Below are 26469 nucleotides of genomic sequence, written 5' to 3'. Positions count from 1 at the left end.
CTTAGACAATAATGCTTTGATAGCATGAATGCCATGGTTGTGCATGTTCTAGTTGTGCCGCGAGTTGTAAAAGTACATCTTCTTGACCAAAAGGTGCAACAAACTGAGAACCTAAAGGTAGATTATTTTTGTTCCAATATAGGGGCACAGACATCGCAGGTAGCCCTGTAATATTGGCAAGTTGAGTAAAGGGTACCCATTGCAAATTATTTTTCACCAATTGATCAATCAGTTTACCTTTCGCCAAGATATGTGCTTTGTCAATTTTTAAAAGTGTTTTGAGAATTGGAATTTGCCAAGCAGGTGTTTTGACTTCACCATTTTTTGGTGCAACGGATGCAGTAGATGGGATGAGGTATAAATCATATTGCTCAAAAAACCGATTCATTTGTGTGATATAAACACCCCAGTTTTCGAGATTGCGAATATAGTCTAAAGCAGAGGTCTGCGCACCAAAAGCTGCAATAGCCAAAGTGTCTAACTCAAAATCACTATTTTTTGCGCCGTGCTGTAATTTTAGTTGTTGAACGGCATAAGCACATTGGCTAAACCAAGTGAGTGTAAAGTCTTTCGCAAGTTGCATACCATCAATTGCGGGTTTGCTTTCCGTTACATGATGCCCAAGTGATTCAAGTAGTTTAGCTGTGAGTTGAATCGCAAGAACCGCATCTTTAGATACTTTTGTGCCCACTGGTGATTCAGTACAAAATGCAATTCGTAATGGTTTTGGTGGTTTTGCAATCAGATTTAAATAAGATTCAGACGGAGGAGCAATATGAAAGGGGCTTTGATGGTTTGGGCCTTGCGTTGCATCTAACATCGCTGCGCTATCACGGACAGATTTGGTTAATACATGTTGCATTGCTGCGCCGTGCATGAGCTCACTAAAATGGGGACCCCATGGCGTACGACCACGACTCGGTTTTAAACCAAATAATCCACAATAGGATGCGGGAATGCGAATAGAGCCACCACCATCGCTTGCACCTGCAATTGGGACAATTCCAGCAGCTACAGCAGAAGCTGAACCACCTGAAGAACCACCACTATTATATTTTAAATTCCAAGGATTATGGCAACTACCCCAAGCTTTAGGTTCAGTAATGCCTTTGATCCCAAATTCAGGTGCATTGGTCAGCCCCATCGCAACGACACCTGCATTTTCCCAACGTTTAACAATTTCAGAGCTTTGATTTGAAATATAATGTGCTCGTTTTAGTGCATTTGAACCAAAAGAAGTTGCAACACCAGCATATTCTTGATGTAAATCTTTCAGTAAGAAAGGTAATCCGGTAAATGCACCCTGAGGCAAATTTTGTTGCTTTATTTTATTGCGAGCGTGTTCGTACATAGGGATGACGATAGCATTTAATTTAGGATTGACTTGTTCAGCTCGAGCATGTGCAGTTTCAAGTAATTCTTGCGCAGTCACTTGTTTAGATTTTACAAGTTGAGCCAATCCAAGCCCATCATATCGAACATATTCTGAAAATTTCATTTGCAATTCCTTTGCGGTATTTTTATCTATTGAATGTTGTTGATATTAACTTCATGAATGTTGCATTTGCATCTTTAATTCATTCTGTAAGGACGATTCAAGACAAAGTTGATTACGACCTTTCTCTTTGGCTTGATAGAGTGCATCATCGGCGCGTTTGACCAATTGTTGGAAAGGAATACAGTATGGCAAAGTTTGATAACTTAGACCAATACTGACACTAATATGCAGTATTTGACCATCTTCAAGGATAATCGGGGTTGAAAATGCTGTATTACAAATGCGTTGCGCAATTTCGACACTTTGTTGTAATGATAAATCTTTGAGTAAAATCGCAAACTCTTCCCCTCCTAAACGTCCAAACAGATCAGAATCGCGGATCTGTTTGCGGACTTGTACTGTGAATTCTTGTAATACAAGATCACCGACATTGTGACCATAAGTATCATTAATTTTTTTAAAATGATCTAAGTCTAAAATTAAAATAGTGACGGTCTTGGCTTGTTGGGGCTTTATTGGGGTAATTGTTACCGCACGTTCACTTTCCTCGTAGAAATAGCGACGGTTCATTGCAGTGGTTAAGCCATCATGATTGGCTAAATACAAAATTTGATGATAAAGCTTTTGTCGATTCATACTGATAATAGTCAGTGTGAGTGGTGTAAGAGCAAGCATGAATAAACCGATTCGCACTGAAATGGTAGTTGCTAAATAGGCATCAGGCGATTGAGCAATATAATATGCGGTTAAACTGTTATACATCATCATACAGACAAAGCAATTGATGATGGATACAAAGAATAAATTATAAGTGAGTGATGCCAAAACCAATGCAGCAATTGGGAACATGATAGCACCCGGACCAATAAAAAAGTGGGTCAAAATAACAGATACAATTACGGCAATAATTGGCGTGAGATTTTTTGGCTGAAAGGGAAGGGTTTTCCAATCTTTTATAAATCTTAGACATGTTTTTTTGTCTGGGATTGCTAAAAGAATCGGTAAGAAGGCAATGACATTAAGAATTTCGCCTGTCCACCACATACCAAAGTCGACCCAAAGTCGATCTGTAGACATAAATGTATTAGGGATATGAGGAATTGTTAAAACGGCAAATACTGGACTTGCAAGACAGCCCCCAAATGCACAGATAATGAATAAAAATAAAAAGGTCATCCCTTTATTGAATTCTTTAAAATCGAGTTTGAATAGGCGTAATAATGCCAAAGTCACAATTGGATTTAAAACATTGGCAATACTTAGAAAGAGCGTCAAGATAAAATAGTTACCAGTGACCAAATCGGCCAACATAAAACTTGTAAATGCGCCGAGCCATCCACCGACGTTTCTTAAATTTTTATAACGAAGAAATAGACCGAGTAATACGGCATTTGCAGGCCAAAAAATAGCGAGGAAAAATAGGGGTCTTCCTAATATTCCAGCAAGTGCGCAAACAAATATTATGATGCCAACAATACAAAAAGAACGAAAATTTTCTTTGAAAGATTGGTCTGAATATTGAATGGATAAAGACAAGTCAATTTCCTATTGTATTCGTTATAATGTTCGTGTGAGACATTAGTGCTAGAAATACTCACATCTTATTGTCTATTTCCATTAAGCATATATTTTTATGAAGAAAAATCAATATGATTTTGATGTAGTTTAGTTTTTTCGGATGATTTGATTCGAAAATACTCAGATTGTTTCTATATGGTTAATATTACATGATTTATTCTAAATTTATGCTAATTTATAAACATATGACATTAAGATGCTGATTAGGTATGAAAAAAACAGCTTTATTTATCACGTTATTGTTTTGTGGTTTTGATTTTGCAGTTGCAGCGGAAACTTTGCCAGCTAATGGTGTTCAGGCAAATACAATAAAAATTACGACTCGTCCCGAAATTTTAGGTCTATGGGGGATGGATATTCCTGGAAACAAGAAATGTGTTGAATATTATAACTTTCGTGGTAGCAATGAGGTTGTAGTAAATAGTGGTAAAGAGTGGTCAGCAGGTTTATATGACTATCAGCCATCTCCAGACAATACTTTAGAGAAATGGCCAGCGTTAGTTATGCAAATTAAGTATGAAAACAATGAAAAAGATTGTTCTGGTAATCAGGTTGATCAGTCGGGCGAAGTTTCGCAGTATTATGTCCGTTGGAAAAATAATTCAACATTGAATTTTTGTGCATCGGAAGCCGATGATAAGTGTTTTGCAACCTTACGCCGTGTTTTACCGTAATAATGATTGATGTAATTGAAATTAAAAATAAATAGATAAAATATGTAATCATAAAAAAACCTCTTACATAAAGAGGTTTTTTTGATTTAAATCTTTTCAAATGATGCATTAAGCATCTTTTTCATGACCTTGCAATTGTTTGAGTAGATGTTTTTCAAGGTAATGAATATCCATTGCTTGTTTGCAGAAGTTTTTATCTTGCAAAATTAAATCTTTATGCAAAGGAATATTGGTTTTAATACCTGTAAGGATCATCTCATCCAATGCTTGTTTCATACGTGCAATGGCAGTTTCACGATCTTGACCGTGTGCAATGAGTTTAGCAATCATCGAGTCGTAATACGGTGGAATGCTGTAATCCTGATAGATGTGTGAATCTAAACGAATACCTGCACCACCTGGTGCATAGAAACTTTCAATTTTACCTGGTGAAGGCATAAAAGTTGAAGGATCTTCAGCATTGATACGGCATTCAATCGCATGACCATGAACTTGAATATCTTCTTGTTGCAAGTTCAAACCTAAGCCTGCCGCAATACGAAGTTGTTGTTCAATAATATCAATGCCCGTCACCATTTCAGAAACAGGGTGTTCAACTTGAACACGAGTATTCATTTCAATAAAGAAGAATTCACCATCTTCAAATAGAAACTCAAATGTACCAGCACCCCGATATTGTATGAGCTTACATGCATTTACGCAGGCTTCTAAAATATCAGCGCGCGCTTGTTCAGGTAAACCTGGTGCTGGTGCTTCTTCAAGCACTTTTTGATGACGACGTTGCAAAGAGCAATCACGGTCGTATAAATGTACTGCATGACCATTACCGTCTGCAAGAACTTGAACTTCTACGTGACGTGGTTTTTGTAGGAAGCGTTCCATATACACAGTATCATCACCAAACCACATTTCAGCATCACGCTGTGCAGCTTGAACAGACTCAAGTAGTGTATCTACACGTTCAACAATACGCATACCACGACCACCACCACCTGAGGCAGCTTTAACGATCAGTGGGAAGCCAATTTCTTTCGCTTCGGCAAGGGCATTATTTGGAGTAACTGCATGAGCTGAACCTGGTACAGTTGGTACGCCTGCTTTACGCATTGCTAAAATGGCAGAAACTTTATTCCCCATTTGTCGAATATGTTCAGGACGTGGACCAATGAAAATAAAACCTGAGCTTTCTACGATTTCAGCAAATTCAGCATTTTCAGATAAAAAACCATAGCCTGGATGAATGGCATCTGCACCTGTAATTTCTGCCGCAGTAATAATGGCAGGAATATTAAGGTAACTTTCACTGCTTGCACCAGGACCAATACATACAGCTTCGTCTACAAAGCGTAAATGCATAAGGTCTTTATCTGCATCAGAATAGATGCCAACAGTTTTAATTCCGAGTGTTTTGCATGCCCGAGTGATGCGTAGCGCAATTTCACCCCGGTTTGCAATGAGAACTTTTTGCAACATATCAATCCCCAATCAATTACGCGCGGTAGCGGAATAGTGGTTGACCGAATTGGATCACATCGCCATTTTTAACTAAAATTTCTTCAATCACGCCACTTTGTGTTGCTTCAATTGGGTTCATGATTTTCATTGCTTCAATGATACCCAGTGTGTCACCAGCAGAAACTGTTTGACCGACATTGACAAAAGGTGCTTCACCTGGGTTTGGTGCAGAGTAAAATACGCCAACCATTGGAGATGTTTCTACTGCACCACGTGATGTAGCTTTAATGACTGGTGCTACTTCAGTTGGTGCTGCAACAGTAGCAACACCTGCAACCACAGGATTACGACGTGTCAGGGCGATTGATTGATCACCTTCCTTGACTTCAATGGCTTGAAGATCTGATTCGATCATCAAATCGATAAGCTTTTTGATTTTGCGAATATCCATGGGTTCGTCGTCCTAATTTATGATTGGATTGAAGATTGAAGTTTTTCAATTGCGTAATTGAGTGCGAAGGAATACCCTTTAGCACCTAAGCCACAAATTACGCCAATGGCTTTATCTGATAAATATGAGTGATGTCTAAAGGCTTCACGGGCATGAACATTAGACAAATGTACTTCAATAAAAGGGATGGCAACGCCAAGTAAGGCATCACGTAGAGCAACAGAGGTATGAGTTAGTGCAGCAGGGTTGATAATGATCATCTGTACACCATCTTGTTGAGCTTGATGAATACGATCTACAACCGCACCTTCCCAATTGCTTTGAAATGTGTCAAGACTAATATCTGATTGCTGAGCTTGAGCAATGAGTTGCTGATTGATGTCATTCAGCGTCAAGTGACCGTAAACTTCGGGCTCGCGTTTGCCCAATAAATTTAAATTTGGTCCGTGAATGACCAAAATGGTCGAACTCATTGTGTCTACTCCAATATATAAGTTGCAAGTTTCTTTGCAAGATGTCTGCAAAGTTTGCATATTATGGCATGTTTTTCTACATAAACTTTATAAATTCTTTGAATTGTCTTAGAAAAGCTATGCCATGAATTCGCTATATATTGTTAATTTTGTAAGTAATTGGCAATGTTAAAATATGACATTTTTTATATTTTTTTATAATATGTCCTTAGCGTGTATATTAAACCGAATTGGCGAAAACTATTCATTTGTTTTATGTAGCAGTTTTGTCCATGTTAATACTATTCATCGTGATGGTATTGTTCAATACGATAAGTAATCGCCTAACGAAAGATAAGATGTTCTGTGATATTTGGTATTTATATACTTTTAACCGTAGCCTGAATCCAAAGTATTTGTACGGAACAGTATTGATTTGAGAATAGTGAGTACTATTTTCATGTTGATCTATGCTCAATTTCGTATTACTCAACATAGCAACGAACAAGTGACTTTTATTGTATTGATATCAAATATTTATTTGATAAATTTCAGTTTTTAAATCAGTCCTGTATTATGAGTGTTACTTGATATTGTAAGGTCATGAATAAAAAATAATTAAACTATAAAAAATTGTTGTTTTTGTAAGGTGATTAATCTGATTGATTACTTTGTTTGGTTGATTGATATTTTTAATGTTCCGCTTATGTACCAACAGACTCAAGAAGTTTTAAGGGGTTTCGGATAGATATTTAAATAAAGTTTAGATGCTTTTAGAGTATTCGATTGACTTATTCGCTCATCAAAACTTCGTGTTCATTACGTGAAGGGACTTTAAATTCTCTGATGTCGTTGGCAAAAGTTAGGTTTTAGAATAATAAACACACGATAGTGAGAGTGTGTTGCAATTGGACTTAGTCTGAAAAACTTTTATTACGGTTTATGCTTAGTTTGAATGTCGCTTAAACAAGGCTTCTATTCAAACTTATAACCATTTTTCAACTTAAAACATTCATATTTTGGCTTTACTTTGATTTTTAGAACTTTAAATATACTGAAATTCATATATTTTTCACATTTTAAGTATTTTCTTATTTGTTAAGTTATTTACATAATTGAAATATTCACTTGAGTATATCCCCGAGAATTTTGCATCAAAAATCCTAAAATGACTGATTCCACAAGATTATTATTAAGTTTTACTAATTGTACATTCGTTTTTTATCGTTGTTCAACATCTGGACGTTATAAGTTCTTGAAGCAGACCACTATCTTTATGAAATTCAGACCACTTTAGACTCTATTCACTATAAAGTAGCGCAATGTAAATATGATTGAGTTGTTTTGGAGCAGAGATGTCAAATTTGAGTGAGTTTCCAATTGAATGCGGTATTAGCAGGCTGAGTCAATTGATCATTTTAATTCGTTAAAACATTGTTTGTTGTCTTGTGATCTATCAATAAATTTATCAGACATGACGACAGAACAGAATAAACAACGTCGTGGTCTTTCTTCTTCAAATTCAAAATTGAAAGGACATCAGTATCTTGTACAGTTGGCAGATGTTCAGATTCATCCTACTTATGTTTTTGCGCCACTCATTAGCAATTATTTTCTGAATTTACAGCACGAACAGGTATTACGATTGATCGAGTTACTGTGGAGCCAATACAAGAGAAATCACAGATCATTGATTTTGGGGTAGTTGAATAAATTGTTTTGGAAAAAGAAATCTGAGCATTTGGCACAAGCCTGTCAGTATATTGCATAGGACAATGCCTCTTTAATTGGTTTGCAATTGGGGATAGATGAGCATTATGCAGCACATTTGATAGATGATTTACTATATGGTGAGAGAGATGAATGAATTTATTCAATCTATTCAAACTTTATTGTTGTATAACGCTCAGTATAAGTTAAAGGTAGGGTTGTATTTGGCAGTTAAGCAAAGTATTCGGACTTAACAATGGGGACGGGATTTAAAATGCCCCTCAAGTTGTTTTCTTTCAGAAAGTTTAGGTATTTCTCGAGATACGGTTGAAAAGTCTTATCAGCAATTAGAACATGAAGGATGGTTATATCGCATTAAGGGCAAAGGAACCTTTATAAAAGTTAATGCTCAATGAAAAATTGAACTTAATACATCGACTACGTTGCCCGCCGTGTCAAGTAATGAGAATGTATTATCTGAAAGCCAACAGCTTTTACAGGTTTTATTTTCGATCAAAACTTACATTTTTTTGCAGATTGTATGCCTGAAATACGCCATTTTCCATTTCGAAAATGGTATGAAGCAGAAAAAGAAGTTTTGGCACAAGATGGGCTAAAAGTTTTCTTAAAAGATAACAGTTGTGGTCATGCTGTATTACGTCATGAAATTGCACAAATAACCAATCTTAATAGGCATACACATACTCATGGAAAATCCATTTTACTAAAATGCCAAACAATTATTTGAGATGATGGATACACATATTCAATATGTTGAGGTTGAACAACATGGCATACAACTTCATGATATTGACTATTTAAAAACAATCGATTTAAAAACCATTTATGTCACACCCGCCAATCAATTTCCAACTGGTGTAGAAATGAGTGTAGAGCGTAGGCAACAATTGAATGCACTTGCTCAGCAGACAGGTACCTATATCTTAAAAGATGATTATGATGCTTTTCTTATGGGACAACAGCAAAAACCTGCACTACTTGGTTTGAATCATCAACACACGATTTATTTAGGATCATTAAGTAAATATCTTTTACCAAGTCTAAAGCTCTCTTATTTAATTTTACCCAATGCACTGATTGAACCATTTAAGCATTATCGTAACTATATGGAAGGAAGTGCACCATCACAGTATATGCAATCTATTTTGGCGCAATTTATGCAAAAAGGAGACTATGCGGATTATTTAGCCGATATGCAGGCATTGTATTTGGGGCGTTATCAGTCATTTATTATTTTATTTGATCAATATTTAAGTGAATATTGTAAGATAGGCGAACAGCGTTCATGTATGCAAATGGCGTGTTATTTTAAGAAAAATATCCCAATCAAATTTGAACAAGTTTTGGTTGATGGTGTAGCGCTACAACAAATTTCATTAACTGCATTGAGTCAGTTTTATACAGATAAAGCTAAATACGGCTTTGTACTTGGTTTTTTCAGCCTTAAATCATACTGAAATCCAACTATGTATGATTCAACCAAGCACATTGATTCAACATGAATTGAAACGGCTTGGAGAATCCTAACCGTTGTATATGAATTAAATGAAATATTTTGCCTATTTCTATTTATTGTGATGATGCTGCATTAACTGCTGCTTCAGCCGCCGCTTGTGCATCACGAACAGCATCTTCAGCACTTTGTTGTACATGATTTGCTTCATTTTCAGCACGTTGTAACTCATTGTCTAACTGAATTTGTGCGGTTGTTTGAGTATCTTCTGATGCTTCAATTTGAGGCGATGTGTCACGATTCACATGTAATGGGCGCTGTTGAGTTTCTTCGTTATGAACATTTTGTTCGATAGGAGGGGCAACAGGAGTATGGTTTTCAGAATCATCACCATAAGGATATGCTGTATTTGAAGTTATTTCTGAATCAACCATACTTGGAAGTTGCTGGAATATTTCAGGTTTAGTCATCACAATACTAAGAAGAGCCACATAAAAGACTAAGAAAACAGCCATAAAAGCGAGATACAAATAGCCTAAGAACTTTTCAGCTTGTTCCGTTGGGCGAAACGCTCCGTAAGCATTTCGTTCCTTTGTTCCTCGTGCCACAAAAATATAAATTGAAAAAATGGTTCCAATAAGAGGAATAAAAATCAGTAAAGCCAACCAACCACTTTTATTTAAGTCATGCAAACGTCTAATACAGATAATAATAATGGAGGCTATAAATGCAATACACAGTAAGACAGCGAGTAAAATTGAAATGATGGTCAGCGGATGGCTAAAAGAATTTGTAGGGTCTTGTACGGCTGAAATTGCATATCCTGTAAGTCCAAGAGAAAATAAAATTGTAAAAATACACGAAAAACTCATCGCTAAAATAAAATTCCAAGCGAGGAAAGATAAACGAGTAAAACGCCCGCTAGGGGAGAGGGGACTATCCGAAGATGAGTTATTTATTGACTGAGGTGTTGTATTTCCAAAAGGAGTGTCCAGTGGATTACCTAAATTATTCATCAGGTGAATGTCCTTACTTTTATTTTAGAATGATTTGTTTCTATTTTAATCAATAAATTCATTGAAATACATTAAATAGCCTAAGCAAAATTTAAAAATAGTGAGATTCCGGAAAAATTAAGCTCAATAATCACTTGTTAAAACAACAATGAATTGATGAATACAAGATACTTGACCGATTTTACAAATAGCCTAAGTAAATATTTTAATCATTTCACCCCTCAAAAATAAATGCCTTGAATTCTCCAATAAATCTTTATACCAAAACATACCAATATTTAAAATCGGTAAATCAACAGGATAATCCAAAACATTTAACTTCTTTGGAATTTGAAAATGACTCAAAATTCCTTTGGGAATACTCAGCATCGCAGTAGGATATTGCTCCAAAATTTGCAACGCCGTGGAATAATGTTGGCATCTTAGGAAAATTTGCCGATTTTGTTTTTTCTTACTCAAATGAATGTCCTCAAGCAAAATTCCTTCACGCCGGGAAGAAACGCCTATATGCGGTGCTGAAAAAAAATCATCAGCAGTAATATGATTTTGATGAGTGCACAACACATAATAATCTTGAACAAGCGTTTTGAACTGAATTTTATCGCCATAATTTTGTTGTAAATCAATCACAAAATCTATTTGCTGTGCAGCAAGATCTGCCACAGCCGTTTTACGGTCTAGGCGAAAACTTTGAAACTGAATGTCTAAATTCAACTGATTAAAATGTTGAATTAAGCGTGGGAAAATAATTGGCTCAATTTCATCATGTACAGCAATTTTTAAAGTTTTGACCATACTGGAGTCAAACTGTTGTCGTTGCTGAGAAATATTTTGAATCGAAAATAACGCTTGACTGATAGGATGATAAATCTGCTCAGCAAAGGGGGTCGGGAGCATTTTAGCACCAGCACGAACAAATAAATCATCTTGCAACTGTTGCCGTAGGCGCTGTAAAGCATGACTTGCTGCCGATTGGCTGACGTAAAGCATTTGTGCCGCTTTCGAAATGCTTTTTTGCTCATAAATGGCGATAAAAAGTGGATAAAGATTAATATCTAAATGATGGAAAATAGACAAATCAATTTTTCTATTTTGATGAATTAAATTCATAGTAGACAATCAAATTAAATCATTTTATTCATAATAGTTTTAAGGTTAATGTGTTGTAAAGCATAAATGAACAGATAAATAAAGGATTTGATGATGTTTGAGCTTTCCGCACGTACACAAGATTATATTGAGCGTACCAAAGCATTTATAAAAAATGAAATTGAGCCTGTAGAAACAGAATTTTGGAATGACGTTCATCATCTTAATCAAGGAGGTGATTGGACAAAGTGGCAATGGCCTGCACAACTCGAAGTTTTAAAAAATAAAGCCAAAGTTGCGGGTTTGTGGAATATGTTCTTGCCAGATGCTGAACTTGGTCAAGGTTTATCAGTCCAAGAATATGCACATATTGCAGAACTTTCAGGGCGTAGTTTAATTGCTCCCATCGTTTTTAACTGTAATGCACCAGATAGCGGCAATATGGAAGTTTTATGGCGATATGGTACAGAATCACAAAAAGAACAATGGCTTAAATCTTTACTTGATGGAAAAATACGCTCAGTTTTTTGTATGACTGAGCCTGCTGTAGCATCGAGTGATGCGACCAATATGCAAGCTACAGCTGTTATTGAGGGTGATGAAATTGTTTTAAATGGGCGTAAATGGTGGTCATCAGGTTTGGGCGATCCAAATGCAAAAATCATTATTTTTATGGCACATACCCCTGATTCAACCAAAGACCGTCATCATCAACACTCAATGGTTCTTGTTCCTATCGATACACTTGGTGTAAAAATTGAACGTATGCTTCCTGTATTTGGTGACTACGATGCGCCTCATGGACATGGTGAAATCAGCTTCAATAATGTCCGTGTACCGATTACGAATTTTATTGGTGGTGCAGGGCAAGGTTTTGAAATTGCACAGGGTCGTTTAGGACCTGGACGTATTCATCATTGTATGCGTTGTATTGGTGCTGCAGAAAAATCACTAGAATTGATGATTGACCGAGGTATGGATCGTAAAGCTTTTGGGCAAGAGGTTTTAAAATTGGGTGGTAATCTTGAACGAGTTGCTGAAGCACGTGTTGCAATAGATCAAGCACGTTTGTTGACGTTGTATGCCGCGTTTAAAATGGATAAATTTGGCAATATGGCAGCACTCACTGAAATTTCAGCCATTAAAGTTGTTGCACCTTCGGTACTTGAAAAAGTAGTTGATATGGCAATCCAAATTCACGGTGGTATGGGCGTGTCACGTGATACTCCATTGACAGGATTTTTTGCACAAGCGCGTAGTCTACGCCTCGCTGATGGTCCTGACGAAGTTCATAAAGCGATGATTGCGAAATTAGAACTAAAAAAACGCGGATATGGATCACATAAAAGTAAGCATTAAAATTACGCATGTTATGCTGAGATCAGGATTTAATTTATCTATAATATTCAATGATGTTACTAAGTAAAAATATTATTGAATATTGAAACAAAGCGCGATAAAACATTAGGTTAACGATTTAGGGAATAAAAATGTCAACAATTGATCTTGGTGGTGCAGTACGTGCAGGTGAAGAACTTGATGTTCGTGCCGTTGGCAATTGGCTAATTGAACATGGTTCAGAAATATCAGGTCCTGTTGAAGTTACACAATATTCAGGTGGTGCATCGAATTGGACATATCGCCTAAAATATAAAAATGCTGATTTAATTTTACGTCGTCCACCAAAAGGCACTAAAGCCAAATCAGCACATGACATGGTTCGTGAATTTAACGTGCAAAATTGGCTTGCACCTTTTTACCCTGTAGTCCCTGAAATGGTTGCACTTTGTCAGGATGAATCCATTATTGGTTGTGACTTCTATGTAATGAAACGCATCGAAGGGATTATTCCGCGTGCAAAACTTCCACCTGAATTAAATTTTGGTGAAAAAGAAGTCCGTGAATTGTGCATTAATGGACTAAATAAACTCATTGAACTGCATGATGTGCCTTACAAAGGAACTAAACTTGAAAGTTTAGGTAAAGGAGATGGCTATTGTCGCCGTCAAGTTGAAGGTTGGGATATACGTTATGATAAAGCCCATACTATCAATGTTCCGAGTTTTAAGTTTGTCCGTGAATGGTTAAAAAATAATATTCCTGAAGATTCAAAAAGTTGTGTCATTCACAATGATTGGCGTTTTGACAATATCATTCTCGATCCTAAAAATCCAACGCAAGTGATTGGGGTGTTGGATTGGGAAATGGCAACTATTGGTGACCCTTTGATGGATTTAGGTTCCGCTTTGGCTTATTGGGTTGAAGACACAGATGGTCAAATTTTTAAATCAACACGGCGCCAACCGACTCATTTGAAAGGTATGTTTACTCGTAAAGAAGTGGTGGAATATTATCTTGAAAAAACAGGTTTAAAAACTGAAAATTGGGCATTTTATGAAGTATTTGGTATTTTTAGATTAGCTGTCATCGCACAGCAAATTTACTACCGTTACTATCATAAACAAACGGATAATCCTGCATTTAAAGATTTTTGGATCATCATTCATGCACTACATATTCGCGCCTTGAAATTGATTGGTAAGCAAAAAATTGAAGCCAATGAAATTGCACAAAAATATATCGAAAAAATGAAGGAATTATTACCAAAATGACCACGATCTATTTGGTTCGTCATGGACAAGCATCATTTGGTGCTGAGTCTTACGATAAATTGTCTACGACAGGTGAGCAACAAGCGACTGTGCTTGGACAATATTTTCAGAAAATTTTGAAAGAACAGCCTTATGTTGTTGCAGGTGGTATGCAACGGCATCGTCAAACGGCAGATTTTTCTTTAGCAGAATGTTTCCTTGATGCAACGCCTCATATTAATGTCGGCTGGAATGAGTTTAATCATCAACAAGTTTTTGCCAAATATGATGCACGTTTTAATGAACCGCATTTACTGAAACAAGACGTTGCTAAAGAAATTAGCCCTCGAGCATATTTAGCCAAAATTTTCGAAGGGGCTATTTCTCGTTGGACAGATGGCGAATATCACCATGAATATGATGAATGTTGGCCACATTTTAAAGCCCGTGTCGAAGATACTTTACAAAATTTATGTAATGAGTTGGCGCAATCAAAACCTCGATATGCCGTAGTATTCACGTCAGGTGGCGTGATTTCTGTTGCAGTGGGTAAATTACTTGGACTCAGCCCTGAAAAAACCTTTGCTTTAAATTGGGCGATTGCCAATGCAAGTTTGACGACTCTTCGCCTTGTCGGAAATGAGCCTCAACTTCTCAGCTTAAATGAACATCATTACCTAAAAGCCGAAGATGCTCAATTACTTACGTGGATTTAATTTATCGCTAAAATATTAAGATAAGGAAAGGAAGAATCGCATGGCGAAAACAATTTTAATTACAGGTGCAAGTTCAGGTATTGGTGCAGGAATGGCACGTGAATTTGCACAAAAGGGCTATAATTTAGCGATTTGTGCACGGCGTTTAGAGCGTCTAGAAAGTTTAAAAAAAGAATTAGAAAATCAATATGGCGTAAAAGTGATTGCCAAAGTATTGGATGTCACTAACTATGATCAAGTTTTCCAAGTTTTTCGTGAGTTTAAACAAGAGTTTGGTACGCTAGAGCGTGTTATTGTAAATGCTGGAATTGGCAATGGTCGTCGCATTGGCAGTGGTAAATTCGAAATTAACCGTGCCACTATTGAAACCAATTTCATTTCAGCTTTGGCACAATCTGAAGCTGCTGTAGAAATTTTTCGTGAACAAGAATTTGGTCATTTGGTGATGATTTCATCAATGAGTGCAATTCGTGGTATGCCAAAACATTTAACTGCTTATGGTGCAAGTAAAGCAGCAGTGGCTCATTTGGCAGAAGGTATTCGTGCAGAATTGCTCAATACACGTATAAAAGTGACCACAATTTTCCCGGGTTATATTCGTACTGAAATTAATGAAGGTGCGAAAAAACTTCCATTTGAAGTGGATGAGAAAACAGGATCACATTTACTCGTAAAAGCTATTGAAAAAGAGCCTGTAAAAGCCTATGTCCCACAATGGCCATGGTTGCCACTCGGTTTAGCGATGAAAGTATTACCTTTAAGCATTGTAAATAAGTTAGGTTAAACCGTTTTTATTTAATATTCCTTGTTCTTTTGGAATGAGTAACTAGTTTCGTAAGATGATAGTGGTGGTTTAAAAATTATTCCCAATCTGTTTACTTCGCAAGTTTTTTGGATATAGAGGAATATATTCCTCTATATTTTAGATGCAATTTTTTGTATGGATTGGTAAGATTTAACGATATATGCCAACTGTAAATAGCTTTCTGACTCCGTATCATCCAATAAAACACGGACTTTCACCCAATGCTGATCAGTAGAAGTGCCAAATATTTTAATTGTCGTATTACGTGGAATTTCAACAAATGAAATACTATCAATTTTCGGCTGATGACGTAATCTAACCCGAGAAATCGTTGAAGCACTGACAATACTATTTAACAATGCTAAGAAATCATTCAATGTCGATTCATCTAATGCATCTTTTTCGGGGTTAAAACACAGTACAAGAAACATGATTTTTTCAAGCCATTGCTTATAAGCTGATCCAAATATGTAACTGATCAACATACGATTGAATAAATTGATCTTTTTTAAGCAAAGTATGCCACGGATGTTCTTCACCAATGATATTATTGAGTGGTTTTTGATTTCCTAGACAAATTATTGATCCAAACATCCATTGTAATCATGATTGACTTAATTTATAGCGCATGAAAAAAGAATAAAAATAGATCGTATATTCAAGTTTGAAAATTATCATACAGGAGTATTTTGTTGAATACTTGATGATTTAGGAAGTGTTTTCAATACATCTCGAAATGAATTAATACATGTAGGAATGACATAAACGTGTAAGATATAGCAAGCGCCACACTTCTAATGCATCTTATAAATTATGCTGAAAATACTCACTGCTGCACTATTGCCATCCTTATTGATTCAAGGCTATTTTGTTAAAAAGAATACACTCCGATTACCTGAAGCCAAAGGACAACGTAACGGAGTGGTCAATAGTGGAAAAACAGCATTATCTATTCTTATTGTTGGAGATTCAGCTGCAGCGGGTGTTGGTGTCGAAAATCAACAAGATGCATTACTAGGCTCAATTTTAACAGAGCTTCAACACGACTTTGATCTGCGTTATCAGTTGGAAGCTAGAACAGGTGATACGACATTACAAGTTTTGGAAAGAATGCAAATGTTAGAAATGCAACGGTTTGATATTGTTATCACTTCCGTGGGTGTCAATGATGTCACTAAGTTAATTTCACCTCAAAAATGGATTCAGCAACAACAAGAATTTTATACTGTAATTGAAAGGAAATTTTCTCCCAAAATGGTTTTAGTTACTAGCGTTCCTCCAATGAATCTCTTTCCTGCCTTGCCAAACCCTTTAAGTTGGTTGTTTGGACAATATTCAAGTGCAATGAATAATAAATTAGAAAAACTCATTGAGCAAAAGCGAAAATTTGAAAATGCAGGCGACTATCATTTAATTCAATTTGATTTAGCGCATTTTAAAACATTAAATTTACAAATGGCAGAAGATGGGTTTCATCCAAGTAAAGAGATTTATCAACTTTGGGCAAAGCAAATTGTTGAAAAAATTCAACGTAAATAAGTAAAAGTATGGATTCTGAAACTATATGTCTATTATCGAAACCCATCCACTTGAACCATTCTTACCAGTAAATGCAAAATTGTTGATGCTTGGCAGTTTTCCACCACCAAAAACACGTTGGAAAATGGATTTTTATTATCCAAACTATCAAAATGATATGTGGCGAATTTTTGGTTTAATTTTTTTCAACGATAAAGAGCATTTCCTAGATTTATCTAATAAGAATTTTAAAGAACAACAAATCCGAAATTTTTTAACTGAAAAAGGCATTGCAATTTTTGACACGGCGTATCAGGTCATTCGTTTAACAGGAAATGCATCAGACAAATTTTTGCAGATTGAAACACCAACGGATCTAACAGAGCTTTTAGCCAAAATTCCTGAATGTCATAGCATTATGACGACAGGAGATAAAGCTACGGACACCTTAATGCTTTCAATGCCAAAAGAAACAGAAAAACCCAAAATTGGTCAAGCTGTTAAAACCATGTTTGCAGATCGCGAAATCACTTTGTATCGTATGCCTTCTTCCTCTAGAGCATATCCTTTGGCTTTAGAAAAGAAAGCAGAAGCTTATAGACAGTTGTTTGAAGATATTGGCTTAATATCTTCAAAGTAATTTATAAGTATTTCTTTATTAAAGTATCTTTAATAAAGAAATAAAATGTTTTTAAGCAAATTTCTTTGCTAACGCCACACAAATAATGGTTGCGATACAGACAACAATCATCGATAAATCAATTTTTTCATTAAGCAATAAATAGGAAAAGTAAAACCCAATAAAAGGTTGCAAGAGTTGAATTTGTCCTACTTTTGCGATTCCGCCTTGAGCTAAACCTTTATACCAAAATAGAAAACCAAGCCACATACTAAATACGGATACATAAATTAAGCCTAAAATTTGGGCGGTCTGTACAGCATTAAAATTGTTTGGGAAATAGTAGATTGTTCCAATGGACATCAGCGGTAATGTAATGACCAGTGCCCATGAGATGACTTGCCAACCACCTAAGTCTTTTGAGAGTTTTCCTCCTTCAGCATAACCTAAACCACAACTTATAACGGCAATTAACATATAGAAATCGCCAATGTTTAAATTAAAGTTTTGGTTTTGGTAAAACATATAACCCATTACACATGTACTACCTAAAATTGCAAATAACCAAAATTGCAAATTTGGCTTTTCTCCACCACGTAAAACAGCAAAAATAGCGGTAGCTAGCGGTAATAAGCCGACAAAAACAATCGCATGGGAAGAGGTTACACTTTGCAAAGCAAGTGCTGTAAATAATGGAAAACCGATAACAACACCCAAAGCTACAATGGTTAATGACTTGAATTGTTGAAAATTAGGCTTTGTTTGTTTAAGCAATAATAAGCACATGAGCCCGATGAATCCAGCGATTAAAGCCCGAACAGTAGTTAAAAATTCAGGACTAAATCCAATCACGGCGATTCGTGTCGCAGGTAATGATCCAGCAAAGATCGCTACACCAATAAAACCATTGATCCAACCTATATTTATTTTATTCATCAAAAAGTCACTCATGGCTTAAGTACTAAATTACGCATTGAAATTATGATGATTTAACGATATTTTTAAATAATGGAATAGCTACAATCAAATACAGTTTTTCGAAACTGTTATGCTTATTTAAACAATACAATTTTTAAATTTTATTGACGTATTTTATATGGCCAAAACTAAAATCACCTATACAGTGAAATTTATTCAAGATCAAATTTCAAATAAGTCTTTGATAGTAGGTGCTCGTTTACCTTCTGTTCGTCAGTTGGCGACACAACTCAATTATTCAATTTCGACGGTTGTGGAAGCCTATGCACGATTAGTAGCAGAAGGCATTTTAGAGTCTCGAAAAGGTTCTGGTTATTATGTATTAGGTAAAATTGAACCGACTCTAAATACTGAAACACCAATTCAATATCAGCGTGAAATTGATCCGCTTTGGATTTCTAGACAATCTTTAGAAGCAAATAAAGACACATTAAAGCCGGGTTGTGGTTGGTTACCAAGTCACTGGATGCCTGAACAAACGATTCGTAAAGCACTCAAGCAAGCTGCAAAATCTGAGCGTATTTTTTTAACCGATTATTCCAAGCCAAATGGACACAATGAACTAAGACAATATATTGCACGGAAAAAAGAACTTTATAATTTAAAAATAAATTTGAATCAGATTCTCATTACCGATTCAGCTACACAATCAATAGATCTTATTTTTAGAAATGTGCTGAAAGCGGGAGATGTTATTTTAATAGATGACCCTTGTTATTTTAATTTTAGAGCATTGATTCAAGCGCATGGACTTAAAGCCGTTGCCATACCGTTTACTGAGCATGGTCCAGATTTAGCAATATTTGAGCAAGCACTAAATCTTCAACCTAAAATTTATCTAACCAATTCAGCAATTCATAATCCCACAGGGGCAATCGTTTCGTTACAAACGATATATCAAATTTCTAAACTTGCAGAAAAATTTAATTTTTTGATCATTGAAGATGATATTTTTGCTGATTTTGAAACAACATCAGCACCACGTTATGCTGCACTAACAGGTTTTAAACAAGTCATTCAAATTGGTAGTTTTACCAAAACACTTTCAGCCGCTGTCCGCTGTGGATACATCATTTCCGAAGTACAACGCATTGATGCATTGATCGATTTAAGGATTGCAACAAATTTTAGTCATAGCCATTTAAATGCTGAAATTATTTATCAAGCATTAATTGATAGCAGTTATCCCAAGTATTTAGATGGATTGAAAAAACACTTATTAAAAACCATGAATGATACCATTCGGAAGCTTGCAGAATTAGAGATTCATCCTTGGATCATACCGACAGCAGGAATATTTTTGTGGTGCAAACTCCCTGATGGTATTCATGCTACTGATTTATCAAAATTATGTTTAAAATATGATGTGATCTTAGCGCCAGGGAACTCATTTAGCCAAACTGAAAATGCTGGGCAGTTTATGCGATTTAATGTTGCACAATGCATTGATCAAAAAGTATTTGATGTATTAGCTTTGGCACTTTCAGCATTAAAGAACATCGAAATTGGAAAAGAAGATGGTTAATTCTACAATTTTAGACCCATTAGCATTTTATCTAATGCATTAGTCTTCATATTCCACATAATCCCATAAATTAAGTCGAGCTTTTATTTCTTGACGAATATGAGGCAGAAGAGGAAGTAATGTTCCATCAATCCATAGACTGAGCAGTTGGGTGCTAATAGGGCAGTTATTTTCATCAATGATTTGTGCACCTTTGACAACGACTAGGGTTTCATCCACAGTAATAGCTTCTATACCTTTAAATAAAACTTGTAATTCATGACCTGTATCAACAATTTGCCACTCAAGTTCTATTTCAATATTTTGATTCGACTTCAGTACGACTTGACCTTGTAAAATATCATGTTCTTGAATACAGTTATATTCGACACGAACCTTACTTAAAAACCAATGTTGTTCTTTAAGATCATCTAAGGTTTTACGGGGAACTAAAATATTACTGAGATTGAATTGCTGACTTAAATCAAAAAACTGCATGGGGAGAAGAGCTAACTAAAAATAGGGCATTAAGCAAGTTGAGCATAGTAAAACAATAATAAAGCTGAGTAAAATTATTCCTATATATATTGAAAATAAGTATAAATAGTTATTTGCTGGCGATGATAAAACTAGAAGCCAAAAAGGATAAGTTTATGAATATTCAAGATGTACCAAGTCCAATCGACCTCAGAAACCCTCAAGATGCATTAAATTGGGCAAATGAAGCCAATGATAAACGTCCTTGGCGTTATGACTTTTTTGATTATTATGTCAGTTTAATTCAAGAATTAGAACAACAACGAGATCATATTAAAAATACTCTCCCAATCCACGTTTTAGAAATAGGTTCAGGTCCAGGCTTTTTAGCAAAACATCTACTAAGTCATTGTCTAAATATCCACTATAGCGCTGTAGATTTTTCTCAAGCGATGCATGAGCTTTCTAAAAATAAGTTACTTTCTGGCGAGTTAGAGCGAGCAAGTTATGTTATTGCAGATTTTAAAACATCACAATGGCGAGATGAGTTAGCACATTACGACGTCGTGATTATTCATCAAGCATTACATGAGTTAAGACATAAACATCATGCTACTCAATTTCATATTGAAGTTAAAAGCCTACTTAAACCTAATGCAAGTTATTTAGTATGTGATCATATTTTTGCTACTGATGCGATGCAAAATAACGAACTGTATATGTCGAAATATGAACATTTTCAGCGTTTAAAACAAGCTAGCTATCAGCACGTTAATTTAGTTAAAGAGCATCAAGGTTTATGTCTGTTTTTAACAAAGATCTAAATGGTAGGCTAAATTCATAAAAGTACGAACAGTGTAATTTATATGTAATTACATTAACCATTCAATTGGTAAATAAGAAACAGAATACATCATAAAACGTTGGAATTTTGTTGTCTGCGGATCATGGCTGTACGTTTGAATTTTTCCATTTGACTGATGGTCATACCAAATTAATTCACCCCGATCATTGAGTTTTACCTCATAAGCAACTTTGTATTTATGTTCATTGAACAACTGACTAATTTGTTTTTCTAAATCTACTGATTTGACGACTAAACCAACTTCAGTGTTAAGGTGAAATGAACGTGGATCAAGATTAAAGGAGCCAATAAAAACCTGATCATCTTGGCTTATAAATTTCGCGTGTAGACTCGATTTACTTTTACCTTTTTCGGGGATCACATTACCTGTTGCTATTTCGTACCAAGTACGGCGCTTACGTTCAATGTAGGGTTTAAATTCATACAGTTTTATGCCATTTTTGAGCAGATCTTTACGATATTTTTGATAAAATGCATGTACTAATACAACATCATTGGCTACAAATGAATTGGTCAGGACACTAACATCAATATTATTCTTGGAAAGATTGGTTAGATAATTTGTTCCAACTTGAGTAGGTACAAAATAAGCCGCAATCAAATCTAAATTTTTCTTTGGTCGTCCCATTTCTCTTTCAATTTGATACATAATCAATTGCTGATCTTTCGCTTGATCTAAAGTTTTAGCAGGTGAATCCGCGAGGAATTTTGCTTCTGCCCATTGCATCCGATTTTCTTTTAATTGTTGTGCTAGCTGTTTTTGTTCTGCATCCACTTTATCATCTGTAGAGTGATCTTGTTTTTCTAAATCTTTGTATTGCGCTCGAAGTTTGGTTAAATCTTTTTCTGTACCTGTATCAAGCAATTGCTGTGCAGGATAACTCAGTGGATGATACCAAAAATCAGCAAAAACAGTATTTGCATGGTGTACAGCAGTACCTAAAAATAATATATCCATGTCGGTAAATTGAAATGATGAACTTGCATCAAAATATTCACTACTTATATTGCGCCCACCTGTAACTGCAATCGTGCCATCCGCTATAATTAATTTATTGTGCATTCTGCGGTTAATTTTTGCAGCACGTAATAAATAATCTATAACTCTAAAATTTCGATATTTATAAGGATTATAAAATTTGATATGAATATTTGGATGTGCCATTAAAGCTTTTAACTGTGGGTCTAGTTTTGTACCATTTTGATCATCGATTAAGAGCTGAACTTGAACACCACGATCAGCAGCTTTCAACAACTCATATAATACCAATTTACCAATAAAATCATCGGCCCAAATGTAATATTGTAAATCTAAGGTATGACGTGCTTCACGAATTAAATGTATACGTGCAGCAATACTTTGAAAGGCGTCGCTCATAGCAATATAACCAGTTTTTCCAGCATCGACTTGAGCACGTTCTTGCGACGTTTTAATCCATTGTTCAGGATGAGTTTGTGTTTCTTGATGTAGTTTAGATTCTTGATTGCGTGGAAGTGCATAGCCCGTTAATAGCATAATCATCATCGTTACACCGAATATTGAAATAATCTTTACAGATTCATTTTGTGAATTTTTAACAATCATTGGTCTTTTTTTAATCCATGATTAATACAGCATATCATTCCTTTATACCTTGAATCTGTAAAGTAAAAAAGGTTACTGTATTGGCTCTGTTTATGTAATTCAATAAAGGATGTGCTCACGATGAAATCACGTGCTGCAGTGGCATTTGGACCAGGACAACCGCTACAAATTGTAGAGCTTGATGTTGCGCCACCACAAAAAGGTGAAGTACTCATAAAAATCAGCCATACAGGCGTGTGCCATACCGATGCATTTACCTTATCAGGTGATGATCCTGAAGGTGTTTTTCCTGCCGTTCTAGGACATGAAGGCGCAGGTGTCGTTGTTGAAGTTGGCGAAGGTGTGACTTCAGTAAAACCTGGCGATCATGTTATTCCATTATATACGGCAGAATGTGGCGAATGTTTATTCTGCAAATCTGATAAAACCAATTTATGTGTTGCAGTACGCTCAACACAAGGCAAAGGCGTAATGCCTGATGGTACAACTCGTTTTTCTTATAACGGCGAACCTATTTACCATTATATGGGCTGTTCAACATTTAGTGAATATACCGTTGTTGCTGAAGTTTCATTGGCAAAAATTAGTCCTGAAGCTAATCCTGAGCAAGTGTGCTTGCTTGGATGTGGTGTAACGACAGGTTTAGGCGCAGTATCCAATACAGCAAAAGTTCAAGCAGGTGATAGTGTTGCTGTCTTTGGACTGGGCGGTATTGGACTTGCAGTTGTACAAGGTGCACGTAAAGCTAAAGCAGGTCGTATTATTGTCATAGATACAAATGCTGAAAAATTCAAATTAGCTGAAGAATTTGGCGCAACAGACTTCTTAAATCCAAAAGATTATGATCTACCAATTCAGCAAGTGATTGTCGAAATGACTGGTTGGGGCGTAGACCATTCATTTGAATGCATCGGTAATGTCAATGTCATGCGCTCAGCACTTGAATGTGCCCATCGTGGTTGGGGACAATCAGTGATTATTGGTGTTGCAGGATCGGGTCAAGAAATTTCAACTCGTCCGTTCCAATTGGTGACTGGTCGTAAGTGGATGGGAACAGCTTTTGGTGGTGTAAAAGGTCGTACTCAATTACCAAAAATGGTTGAAGAAGCCATGAAAGGTGATATTCAGCTTGAACCTTTTGTTACACATACAATGGGTTTAGAAAAAATCAATGAAGCCTTTGATTTAATGCATGAAGGTAAATCGATTCGCACGGTCATTCATTTTTAAAATTAATTAATTTATAGAAAAATTAATTTAGAGAAAGCTTACAGATCAATATTCGTTAGCTTTCTCATTTACATGATAAGTACATAAAATTTAGATATTTCATACCGATATATTTACTTTTTTTTGTTATGGTATATTTTTTGGATGATGATTCTTATGAAAAAAATTTTATTTTTAGCTGCTCTTTCTTTAGCCGTTTCTGCATGTACTTCTACACCATCGCAGAGTCCAACTACATTATGTATTGCAGATCAAGCAACGCTTTTAATTGGTCAAAATGACTTATCAGAAGCAAAAATTAAGTCACTGACCAAAGCAAGTCATGTACGTAAAGTAGGACCAAATCAACCTGTTACAATGGATTATAGAGAAGATCGCGTGACTGTTGTTGTTGATCCAACAACCAAAAAAATTATTCAAGCATCATGTGGTTAATTCATAATTGGTTTAAACACCTGAATAAATTAAATTTATTCAGGTGTCTGTTTAAAGGCTAATTCAATACATATTCATCAATAATTCCACATTGATCTACAAAAATATCATCATGTGAAACTAAGATGCTTGCACCTTTAAATTGTGAGATTGCTTGTGCAAGTAATGCTTTAGATTCAATATCTAAATGATTTTCAGGTTCATCTAAAAGCAATAAATCAACATTTTGCTGTGCATGGCTGATAGCAAGTAATGCCACTTTTAGTTTTTCACCGCCACTGAGTTGCGCAATTTGAAGTAGAGATTTTTCACGGCGAATGCGTAATTGCCCCAATAAACCACGCCACTCAACCTCAAGAATATTGGGATTAAAGCGTGTTAGGTTTTCTATAACAGTGAGTTCATTATCTAATAAGCTAAAGTTTTGATCTAAATAAATACTTTGTCCAATTTTGAAAATATCTACATTTTGTAAATCGTTTTGAATTATTCCATGCTGATGAATCATTTTTAGTAAAGTCGATTTACCAACACCATTTTTACCCTTCAGATGAAGTTTCTCACCCATATGAACAGCAAATTTTATGCTTAGATCAGGTCGGTAAGGTATTTTGACATCATTAAGTCTTAAAATTTCACCCGATTGAGTAGAGTGAAAATGAAATTCAAATTTTTGAGGCTTAATTTTTTCAAATTGTTTCTGTTTTTCATTTAAATTTTCATAGCTTTCTTCATTTTGACGAACTTGTTGTGCTTTAAGTTTTCCAAAGCTGTGTCCAGCTCGTTCTTTCTTAAAATCTAACAAAACTTTTGCTTGAGAACTTGCTGCTCTTAATTGAATTCCTTTACGTTGTCTTTTCTGTGTTTTCATCAGAGTTTCATGTTGTTGCTGACATTGTAGTTTTAATGTACGTTTTTCCTGTTGAATTGATTGTGTTAAGGCATTCAATTGTAGCTGATATTGCTCAAAGTAATCGTCATAATTCCCAGATACATGCCTTAATCCAAGATCACTTAAAGCAAAAATATGCTGAGCGTGCTGCAACAATTGGCGATCATGACTAATTATACAAACACCACCTTTATGCGTATGAATTGATTCTATTAACCATTGACGAGCAGAGGCATCCAAATGATTACTTGGTTCATCTAAAAGTAAATAATGATCCTGTTTTAAGAATAAACGGCACAATGCTAATTTAGTTTTTTGACCTTCGCTGAGTTGATGCACAGGAAACTCTAAATCTGTCGGTAAATTAGCATTGAGCAAAATGTTTTGCCATTGTTGTGGTAAATCCCAACAATGTTCAACCAAATCATAATCTTCAAAAGTTGCTGTATTATTTTCAATACGTAAAAAAGCATGATGTAAATGCTCAACTCCTAAGGTATGTGCAATTGTATTTGTATTCAAACGCTGTAGTTGAGGTAAATAATCATGTGGTATATTCCATGAAATATTCCCTGAAAAAGCAAATTCTGAATTATTTTGAGCATGTAAAAGCTTAAAAAGAAGTGATTTTCCTAAACCATTGCGACCAATCAATGCCGATATTTGTCCCGAAAATAGTACAAAATTAAGCTGATCAAACATTAATTGAGTTGGAAATTCAAAGCTTAAATTAGAAATTACACAAGCTTGCTGAGTCATAACAATCCCCATAGTTTGAGGACGTGCAAAATGATTTTGTAGGAATATAGTGCTATAAATAAAACGTATATGTTAAAAAAATAAACGAAAATATAGTT

28 protein-coding genes are annotated in these 26469 nt (G+C 35.5%); 15 read left to right on the top strand and 13 right to left on the bottom strand.

Annotated elements, in window-relative coordinates; translation table 11 throughout:
- Position 1 precedes the first annotated feature (1 nt).
- The gene (locus ACK1JC_RS01650; RefSeq protein ID WP_409510105.1) at positions 2 to 1498 is read right to left on the bottom strand and encodes an amidase; all 1497 of its coding nucleotides are present in this window, start codon (positions 1496 to 1498) and stop codon (positions 2 to 4) included.
- 51 nt (positions 1499 to 1549) lie between these two features.
- Complete coding sequence (locus ACK1JC_RS01645; RefSeq protein ID WP_409510104.1) at positions 1550 to 3034, bottom strand: diguanylate cyclase; 1485 nt, start codon at positions 3032 to 3034, stop codon at positions 1550 to 1552.
- A 251-nt stretch (positions 3035 to 3285) separates the two neighbouring features.
- Between ACK1JC_RS01645 and ACK1JC_RS01640 the strand changes: the two genes are divergently transcribed.
- Positions 3286 to 3750 carry a hypothetical protein gene (locus tag ACK1JC_RS01640; RefSeq protein ID WP_409510103.1) on the top strand — a complete coding sequence of 155 codons (465 nt, stop codon included), beginning with the start codon at positions 3286 to 3288 and terminating at the stop codon, positions 3748 to 3750.
- Positions 3751 to 3858: 108 nt separating this feature from the next.
- Here the strand turns inward: ACK1JC_RS01640 and accC are convergent, their stop codons facing one another.
- Genes accC through aroQ form a run of 3 tightly spaced genes read right to left on the bottom strand, consistent with a single transcriptional unit; the run spans position 3859 to position 6129 of the window.
- Entirely contained in the window at positions 3859 to 5223 is a 1365-nt protein-coding gene (accC, locus tag ACK1JC_RS01635) for an acetyl-CoA carboxylase biotin carboxylase subunit (protein ID WP_409510102.1), read from the bottom strand.
- Between the two features lie 16 nt (positions 5224 to 5239).
- Positions 5240 to 5656 carry an acetyl-CoA carboxylase biotin carboxyl carrier protein gene (gene accB, locus ACK1JC_RS01630; RefSeq protein ID WP_409510101.1) on the bottom strand — a complete coding sequence of 139 codons (417 nt, stop codon included), beginning with the start codon at positions 5654 to 5656 and terminating at the stop codon, positions 5240 to 5242.
- A 17-nt stretch (positions 5657 to 5673) separates the two neighbouring features.
- Complete coding sequence (gene aroQ, locus ACK1JC_RS01625) at positions 5674 to 6129, bottom strand: type II 3-dehydroquinate dehydratase (RefSeq protein WP_409510100.1); 456 nt, start codon at positions 6127 to 6129, stop codon at positions 5674 to 5676.
- Positions 6130 to 7582: 1453 nt separating this feature from the next.
- Here aroQ and ACK1JC_RS01620 point away from each other — a divergent pair.
- The 4 genes from ACK1JC_RS01620 to ACK1JC_RS01605 all read left to right on the top strand — a co-directional run bounded on the left by ACK1JC_RS01620 (position 7583) and on the right by ACK1JC_RS01605 (position 9296).
- Entirely contained in the window at positions 7583 to 7813 is a 231-nt protein-coding gene (locus ACK1JC_RS01620) for a hypothetical protein (protein ID WP_409510099.1), read from the top strand.
- A gap of 316 nt (positions 7814 to 8129) precedes the next feature.
- Positions 8130 to 8234, top strand: coding sequence for a hypothetical protein (locus ACK1JC_RS01615; RefSeq protein ID WP_409510208.1), 105 nt, complete (start codon positions 8130 to 8132; stop codon positions 8232 to 8234).
- Between the two features lie 125 nt (positions 8235 to 8359).
- A complete protein-coding gene (locus ACK1JC_RS01610) occupies positions 8360 to 8566 on the top strand; it encodes a hypothetical protein (RefSeq protein ID WP_409510098.1) in 207 nt (68 codons plus the stop codon).
- Between the two features lie 4 nt (positions 8567 to 8570).
- Positions 8571 to 9296 carry an aminotransferase class I/II-fold pyridoxal phosphate-dependent enzyme gene (locus tag ACK1JC_RS01605; protein WP_409510097.1) on the top strand — a complete coding sequence of 242 codons (726 nt, stop codon included), beginning with the start codon at positions 8571 to 8573 and terminating at the stop codon, positions 9294 to 9296.
- Positions 9297 to 9408: 112 nt separating this feature from the next.
- Here ACK1JC_RS01605 and ACK1JC_RS01600 read toward each other — a convergent pair whose 3' ends face one another.
- Positions 9409 to 10308: a DUF805 domain-containing protein gene (locus ACK1JC_RS01600; protein ID WP_409510096.1), complete on the bottom strand. Its 900-nt coding sequence runs from the start codon at positions 10306 to 10308 to the stop codon at positions 9409 to 9411.
- Positions 10309 to 10500: 192 nt separating this feature from the next.
- Positions 10501 to 11418 carry a LysR family transcriptional regulator gene (locus tag ACK1JC_RS01595; RefSeq protein ID WP_409510095.1) on the bottom strand — a complete coding sequence of 306 codons (918 nt, stop codon included), beginning with the start codon at positions 11416 to 11418 and terminating at the stop codon, positions 10501 to 10503.
- A 93-nt stretch (positions 11419 to 11511) separates the two neighbouring features.
- Between ACK1JC_RS01595 and ACK1JC_RS01590 the strand changes: the two genes are divergently transcribed.
- The 4 genes from ACK1JC_RS01590 (at position 11512) to ACK1JC_RS01575 (ending at position 15488) form a co-directional block, all read left to right on the top strand.
- Positions 11512 to 12756, top strand: a complete 1245-nt coding sequence (locus ACK1JC_RS01590; protein ID WP_409510094.1) for an acyl-CoA dehydrogenase family protein — start codon at positions 11512 to 11514, stop codon at positions 12754 to 12756.
- A gap of 131 nt (positions 12757 to 12887) precedes the next feature.
- Complete coding sequence (locus tag ACK1JC_RS01585; protein ID WP_409510093.1) at positions 12888 to 14009, top strand: phosphotransferase family protein; 1122 nt, start codon at positions 12888 to 12890, stop codon at positions 14007 to 14009.
- Positions 14006 to 14704, top strand: coding sequence for a histidine phosphatase family protein (locus ACK1JC_RS01580; protein WP_409510092.1), 699 nt, complete (start codon positions 14006 to 14008; stop codon positions 14702 to 14704). Before ACK1JC_RS01585 ends, ACK1JC_RS01580 begins: the two co-directional genes overlap by 4 nt.
- Positions 14705 to 14744: 40 nt before the next feature.
- Positions 14745 to 15488 carry an SDR family oxidoreductase gene (locus tag ACK1JC_RS01575; protein ID WP_409510091.1) on the top strand — a complete coding sequence of 248 codons (744 nt, stop codon included), beginning with the start codon at positions 14745 to 14747 and terminating at the stop codon, positions 15486 to 15488.
- Positions 15489 to 15619: 131 nt separating this feature from the next.
- Here ACK1JC_RS01575 and ACK1JC_RS01570 read toward each other — a convergent pair whose 3' ends face one another.
- Together ACK1JC_RS01570 and ACK1JC_RS01565 are read right to left on the bottom strand one after the other, a co-directional pair.
- On the bottom strand, positions 15620 to 15940 hold the full coding sequence (locus tag ACK1JC_RS01570) for a hypothetical protein (RefSeq protein WP_409510090.1): 321 nt from the start codon (positions 15938 to 15940) through the stop codon (positions 15620 to 15622).
- 19 nt (positions 15941 to 15959) lie between these two features.
- Entirely contained in the window at positions 15960 to 16103 is a 144-nt protein-coding gene (locus ACK1JC_RS01565; RefSeq protein WP_409510089.1) for a hypothetical protein, read from the bottom strand.
- A 216-nt stretch (positions 16104 to 16319) separates the two neighbouring features.
- On the opposite strand from ACK1JC_RS01565, the gene ACK1JC_RS01560 reads away from it, so the two are divergent.
- Positions 16320 to 17048 carry an SGNH/GDSL hydrolase family protein gene (locus ACK1JC_RS01560; protein WP_409510207.1) on the top strand — a complete coding sequence of 243 codons (729 nt, stop codon included), beginning with the start codon at positions 16320 to 16322 and terminating at the stop codon, positions 17046 to 17048.
- 25 nt (positions 17049 to 17073) lie between these two features.
- Positions 17074 to 17667, top strand: a complete 594-nt coding sequence (locus ACK1JC_RS01555) for a uracil-DNA glycosylase family protein (RefSeq protein WP_409510088.1) — start codon at positions 17074 to 17076, stop codon at positions 17665 to 17667.
- Positions 17668 to 17718: 51 nt separating this feature from the next.
- Here the strand turns inward: ACK1JC_RS01555 and ACK1JC_RS01550 are convergent, their stop codons facing one another.
- The gene (locus ACK1JC_RS01550; RefSeq protein WP_409510087.1) at positions 17719 to 18582 is read right to left on the bottom strand and encodes a DMT family transporter; all 864 of its coding nucleotides are present in this window, start codon (positions 18580 to 18582) and stop codon (positions 17719 to 17721) included.
- A 160-nt stretch (positions 18583 to 18742) separates the two neighbouring features.
- Between ACK1JC_RS01550 and ACK1JC_RS01545 the strand changes: the two genes are divergently transcribed.
- Positions 18743 to 20149 carry a PLP-dependent aminotransferase family protein gene (locus ACK1JC_RS01545; protein WP_409510086.1) on the top strand — a complete coding sequence of 469 codons (1407 nt, stop codon included), beginning with the start codon at positions 18743 to 18745 and terminating at the stop codon, positions 20147 to 20149.
- 39 nt (positions 20150 to 20188) lie between these two features.
- On the opposite strand, the gene ACK1JC_RS01540 is transcribed toward ACK1JC_RS01545, so the two are convergent.
- Entirely contained in the window at positions 20189 to 20626 is a 438-nt protein-coding gene (locus ACK1JC_RS01540) for a hypothetical protein (protein WP_409510085.1), read from the bottom strand.
- Between the two features lie 155 nt (positions 20627 to 20781).
- Between ACK1JC_RS01540 and ACK1JC_RS01535 the strand changes: the two genes are divergently transcribed.
- Positions 20782 to 21429 carry a class I SAM-dependent methyltransferase gene (locus ACK1JC_RS01535; protein ID WP_409510084.1) on the top strand — a complete coding sequence of 216 codons (648 nt, stop codon included), beginning with the start codon at positions 20782 to 20784 and terminating at the stop codon, positions 21427 to 21429.
- Positions 21430 to 21477: 48 nt separating this feature from the next.
- On the opposite strand, the gene ACK1JC_RS01530 is transcribed toward ACK1JC_RS01535, so the two are convergent.
- Complete coding sequence (locus ACK1JC_RS01530) at positions 21478 to 22995, bottom strand: phospholipase D family protein (protein ID WP_409510083.1); 1518 nt, start codon at positions 22993 to 22995, stop codon at positions 21478 to 21480.
- A 180-nt stretch (positions 22996 to 23175) separates the two neighbouring features.
- Here ACK1JC_RS01530 and ACK1JC_RS01525 point away from each other — a divergent pair, with 180 nt between their 5' ends.
- On the top strand, positions 23176 to 24285 hold the full coding sequence (locus tag ACK1JC_RS01525; protein WP_409510082.1) for an S-(hydroxymethyl)glutathione dehydrogenase/class III alcohol dehydrogenase: 1110 nt from the start codon (positions 23176 to 23178) through the stop codon (positions 24283 to 24285).
- Between the two features lie 156 nt (positions 24286 to 24441).
- The gene (locus tag ACK1JC_RS01520; protein ID WP_409510081.1) at positions 24442 to 24720 is read left to right on the top strand and encodes an I78 family peptidase inhibitor; all 279 of its coding nucleotides are present in this window, start codon (positions 24442 to 24444) and stop codon (positions 24718 to 24720) included.
- Between the two features lie 58 nt (positions 24721 to 24778).
- On the opposite strand, the gene ACK1JC_RS01515 is transcribed toward ACK1JC_RS01520, so the two are convergent.
- Entirely contained in the window at positions 24779 to 26371 is a 1593-nt protein-coding gene (locus ACK1JC_RS01515) for an ATP-binding cassette domain-containing protein (RefSeq protein ID WP_409510080.1), read from the bottom strand.
- Positions 26372 to 26469: the final 98 nt, after the last annotated feature.

This window comes from Acinetobacter sp. TY2 (genome assembly GCF_046269225.1).
In the GTDB taxonomy this organism is placed as follows: Bacteria; Pseudomonadota; Gammaproteobacteria; order Pseudomonadales; family Moraxellaceae; genus Acinetobacter.
This window is presented reverse-complemented; position numbering and strand designations above follow the sequence as displayed.

Bases quoted from the DNA above. Each gene is read 5' to 3' on its own strand.
- accB (WP_409510101.1), bottom strand. From the start codon at position 5,656: ATGGATATTCGCAAAATCAAAAAGCTTATCGATTTGATGATCGAATCA.
- ACK1JC_RS01530 (WP_409510083.1), bottom strand. From the start codon at position 22,995: ATGATGATTATGCTATTAACGGGCTATGCACTTCCACGCAATCAAGAA.
- ACK1JC_RS01600 (WP_409510096.1), bottom strand. From the start codon at position 10,308: ATGAATAATTTAGGTAATCCACTGGACACTCCTTTTGGAAATACAACA.
- ACK1JC_RS01545 (WP_409510086.1), top strand. From the start codon at position 18,743: ATGGCCAAAACTAAAATCACCTATACAGTGAAATTTATTCAAGATCAA.
- ACK1JC_RS01570 (WP_409510090.1), bottom strand. From the start codon at position 15,940: ATGTTTCTTGTACTGTGTTTTAACCCCGAAAAAGATGCATTAGATGAA.
- ACK1JC_RS01555 (WP_409510088.1), top strand. From the start codon at position 17,074: ATGTCTATTATCGAAACCCATCCACTTGAACCATTCTTACCAGTAAAT.
- ACK1JC_RS01550 (WP_409510087.1), bottom strand. From the start codon at position 18,582: ATGAATAAAATAAATATAGGTTGGATCAATGGTTTTATTGGTGTAGCG.
- accC (WP_409510102.1), bottom strand. From the start codon at position 5,223: ATGTTGCAAAAAGTTCTCATTGCAAACCGGGGTGAAATTGCGCTACGC.
- ACK1JC_RS01650 (WP_409510105.1), bottom strand. From the start codon at position 1,498: ATGAAATTTTCAGAATATGTTCGATATGATGGGCTTGGATTGGCTCAA.
- ACK1JC_RS01575 (WP_409510091.1), top strand. From the start codon at position 14,745: ATGGCGAAAACAATTTTAATTACAGGTGCAAGTTCAGGTATTGGTGCA.
- ACK1JC_RS01525 (WP_409510082.1), top strand. From the start codon at position 23,176: ATGAAATCACGTGCTGCAGTGGCATTTGGACCAGGACAACCGCTACAA.
- ACK1JC_RS01515 (WP_409510080.1), bottom strand. From the start codon at position 26,371: ATGACTCAGCAAGCTTGTGTAATTTCTAATTTAAGCTTTGAATTTCCA.
- ACK1JC_RS01540 (WP_409510085.1), bottom strand. From the start codon at position 20,626: ATGCAGTTTTTTGATTTAAGTCAGCAATTCAATCTCAGTAATATTTTA.
- ACK1JC_RS01590 (WP_409510094.1), top strand. From the start codon at position 11,512: ATGTTTGAGCTTTCCGCACGTACACAAGATTATATTGAGCGTACCAAA.
- ACK1JC_RS01620 (WP_409510099.1), top strand. From the start codon at position 7,583: ATGACGACAGAACAGAATAAACAACGTCGTGGTCTTTCTTCTTCAAAT.
- ACK1JC_RS01595 (WP_409510095.1), bottom strand. From the start codon at position 11,418: ATGAATTTAATTCATCAAAATAGAAAAATTGATTTGTCTATTTTCCAT.
- ACK1JC_RS01565 (WP_409510089.1), bottom strand. From the start codon at position 16,103: ATGTTTGGATCAATAATTTGTCTAGGAAATCAAAAACCACTCAATAAT.
- ACK1JC_RS01610 (WP_409510098.1), top strand. From the start codon at position 8,360: ATGCCTGAAATACGCCATTTTCCATTTCGAAAATGGTATGAAGCAGAA.
- ACK1JC_RS01580 (WP_409510092.1), top strand. From the start codon at position 14,006: ATGACCACGATCTATTTGGTTCGTCATGGACAAGCATCATTTGGTGCT.
- ACK1JC_RS01605 (WP_409510097.1), top strand. From the start codon at position 8,571: ATGGATACACATATTCAATATGTTGAGGTTGAACAACATGGCATACAA.
- ACK1JC_RS01535 (WP_409510084.1), top strand. From the start codon at position 20,782: ATGAATATTCAAGATGTACCAAGTCCAATCGACCTCAGAAACCCTCAA.
- aroQ (WP_409510100.1), bottom strand. From the start codon at position 6,129: ATGAGTTCGACCATTTTGGTCATTCACGGACCAAATTTAAATTTATTG.
- ACK1JC_RS01585 (WP_409510093.1), top strand. From the start codon at position 12,888: ATGTCAACAATTGATCTTGGTGGTGCAGTACGTGCAGGTGAAGAACTT.
- ACK1JC_RS01640 (WP_409510103.1), top strand. From the start codon at position 3,286: ATGAAAAAAACAGCTTTATTTATCACGTTATTGTTTTGTGGTTTTGAT.
- ACK1JC_RS01520 (WP_409510081.1), top strand. From the start codon at position 24,442: ATGAAAAAAATTTTATTTTTAGCTGCTCTTTCTTTAGCCGTTTCTGCA.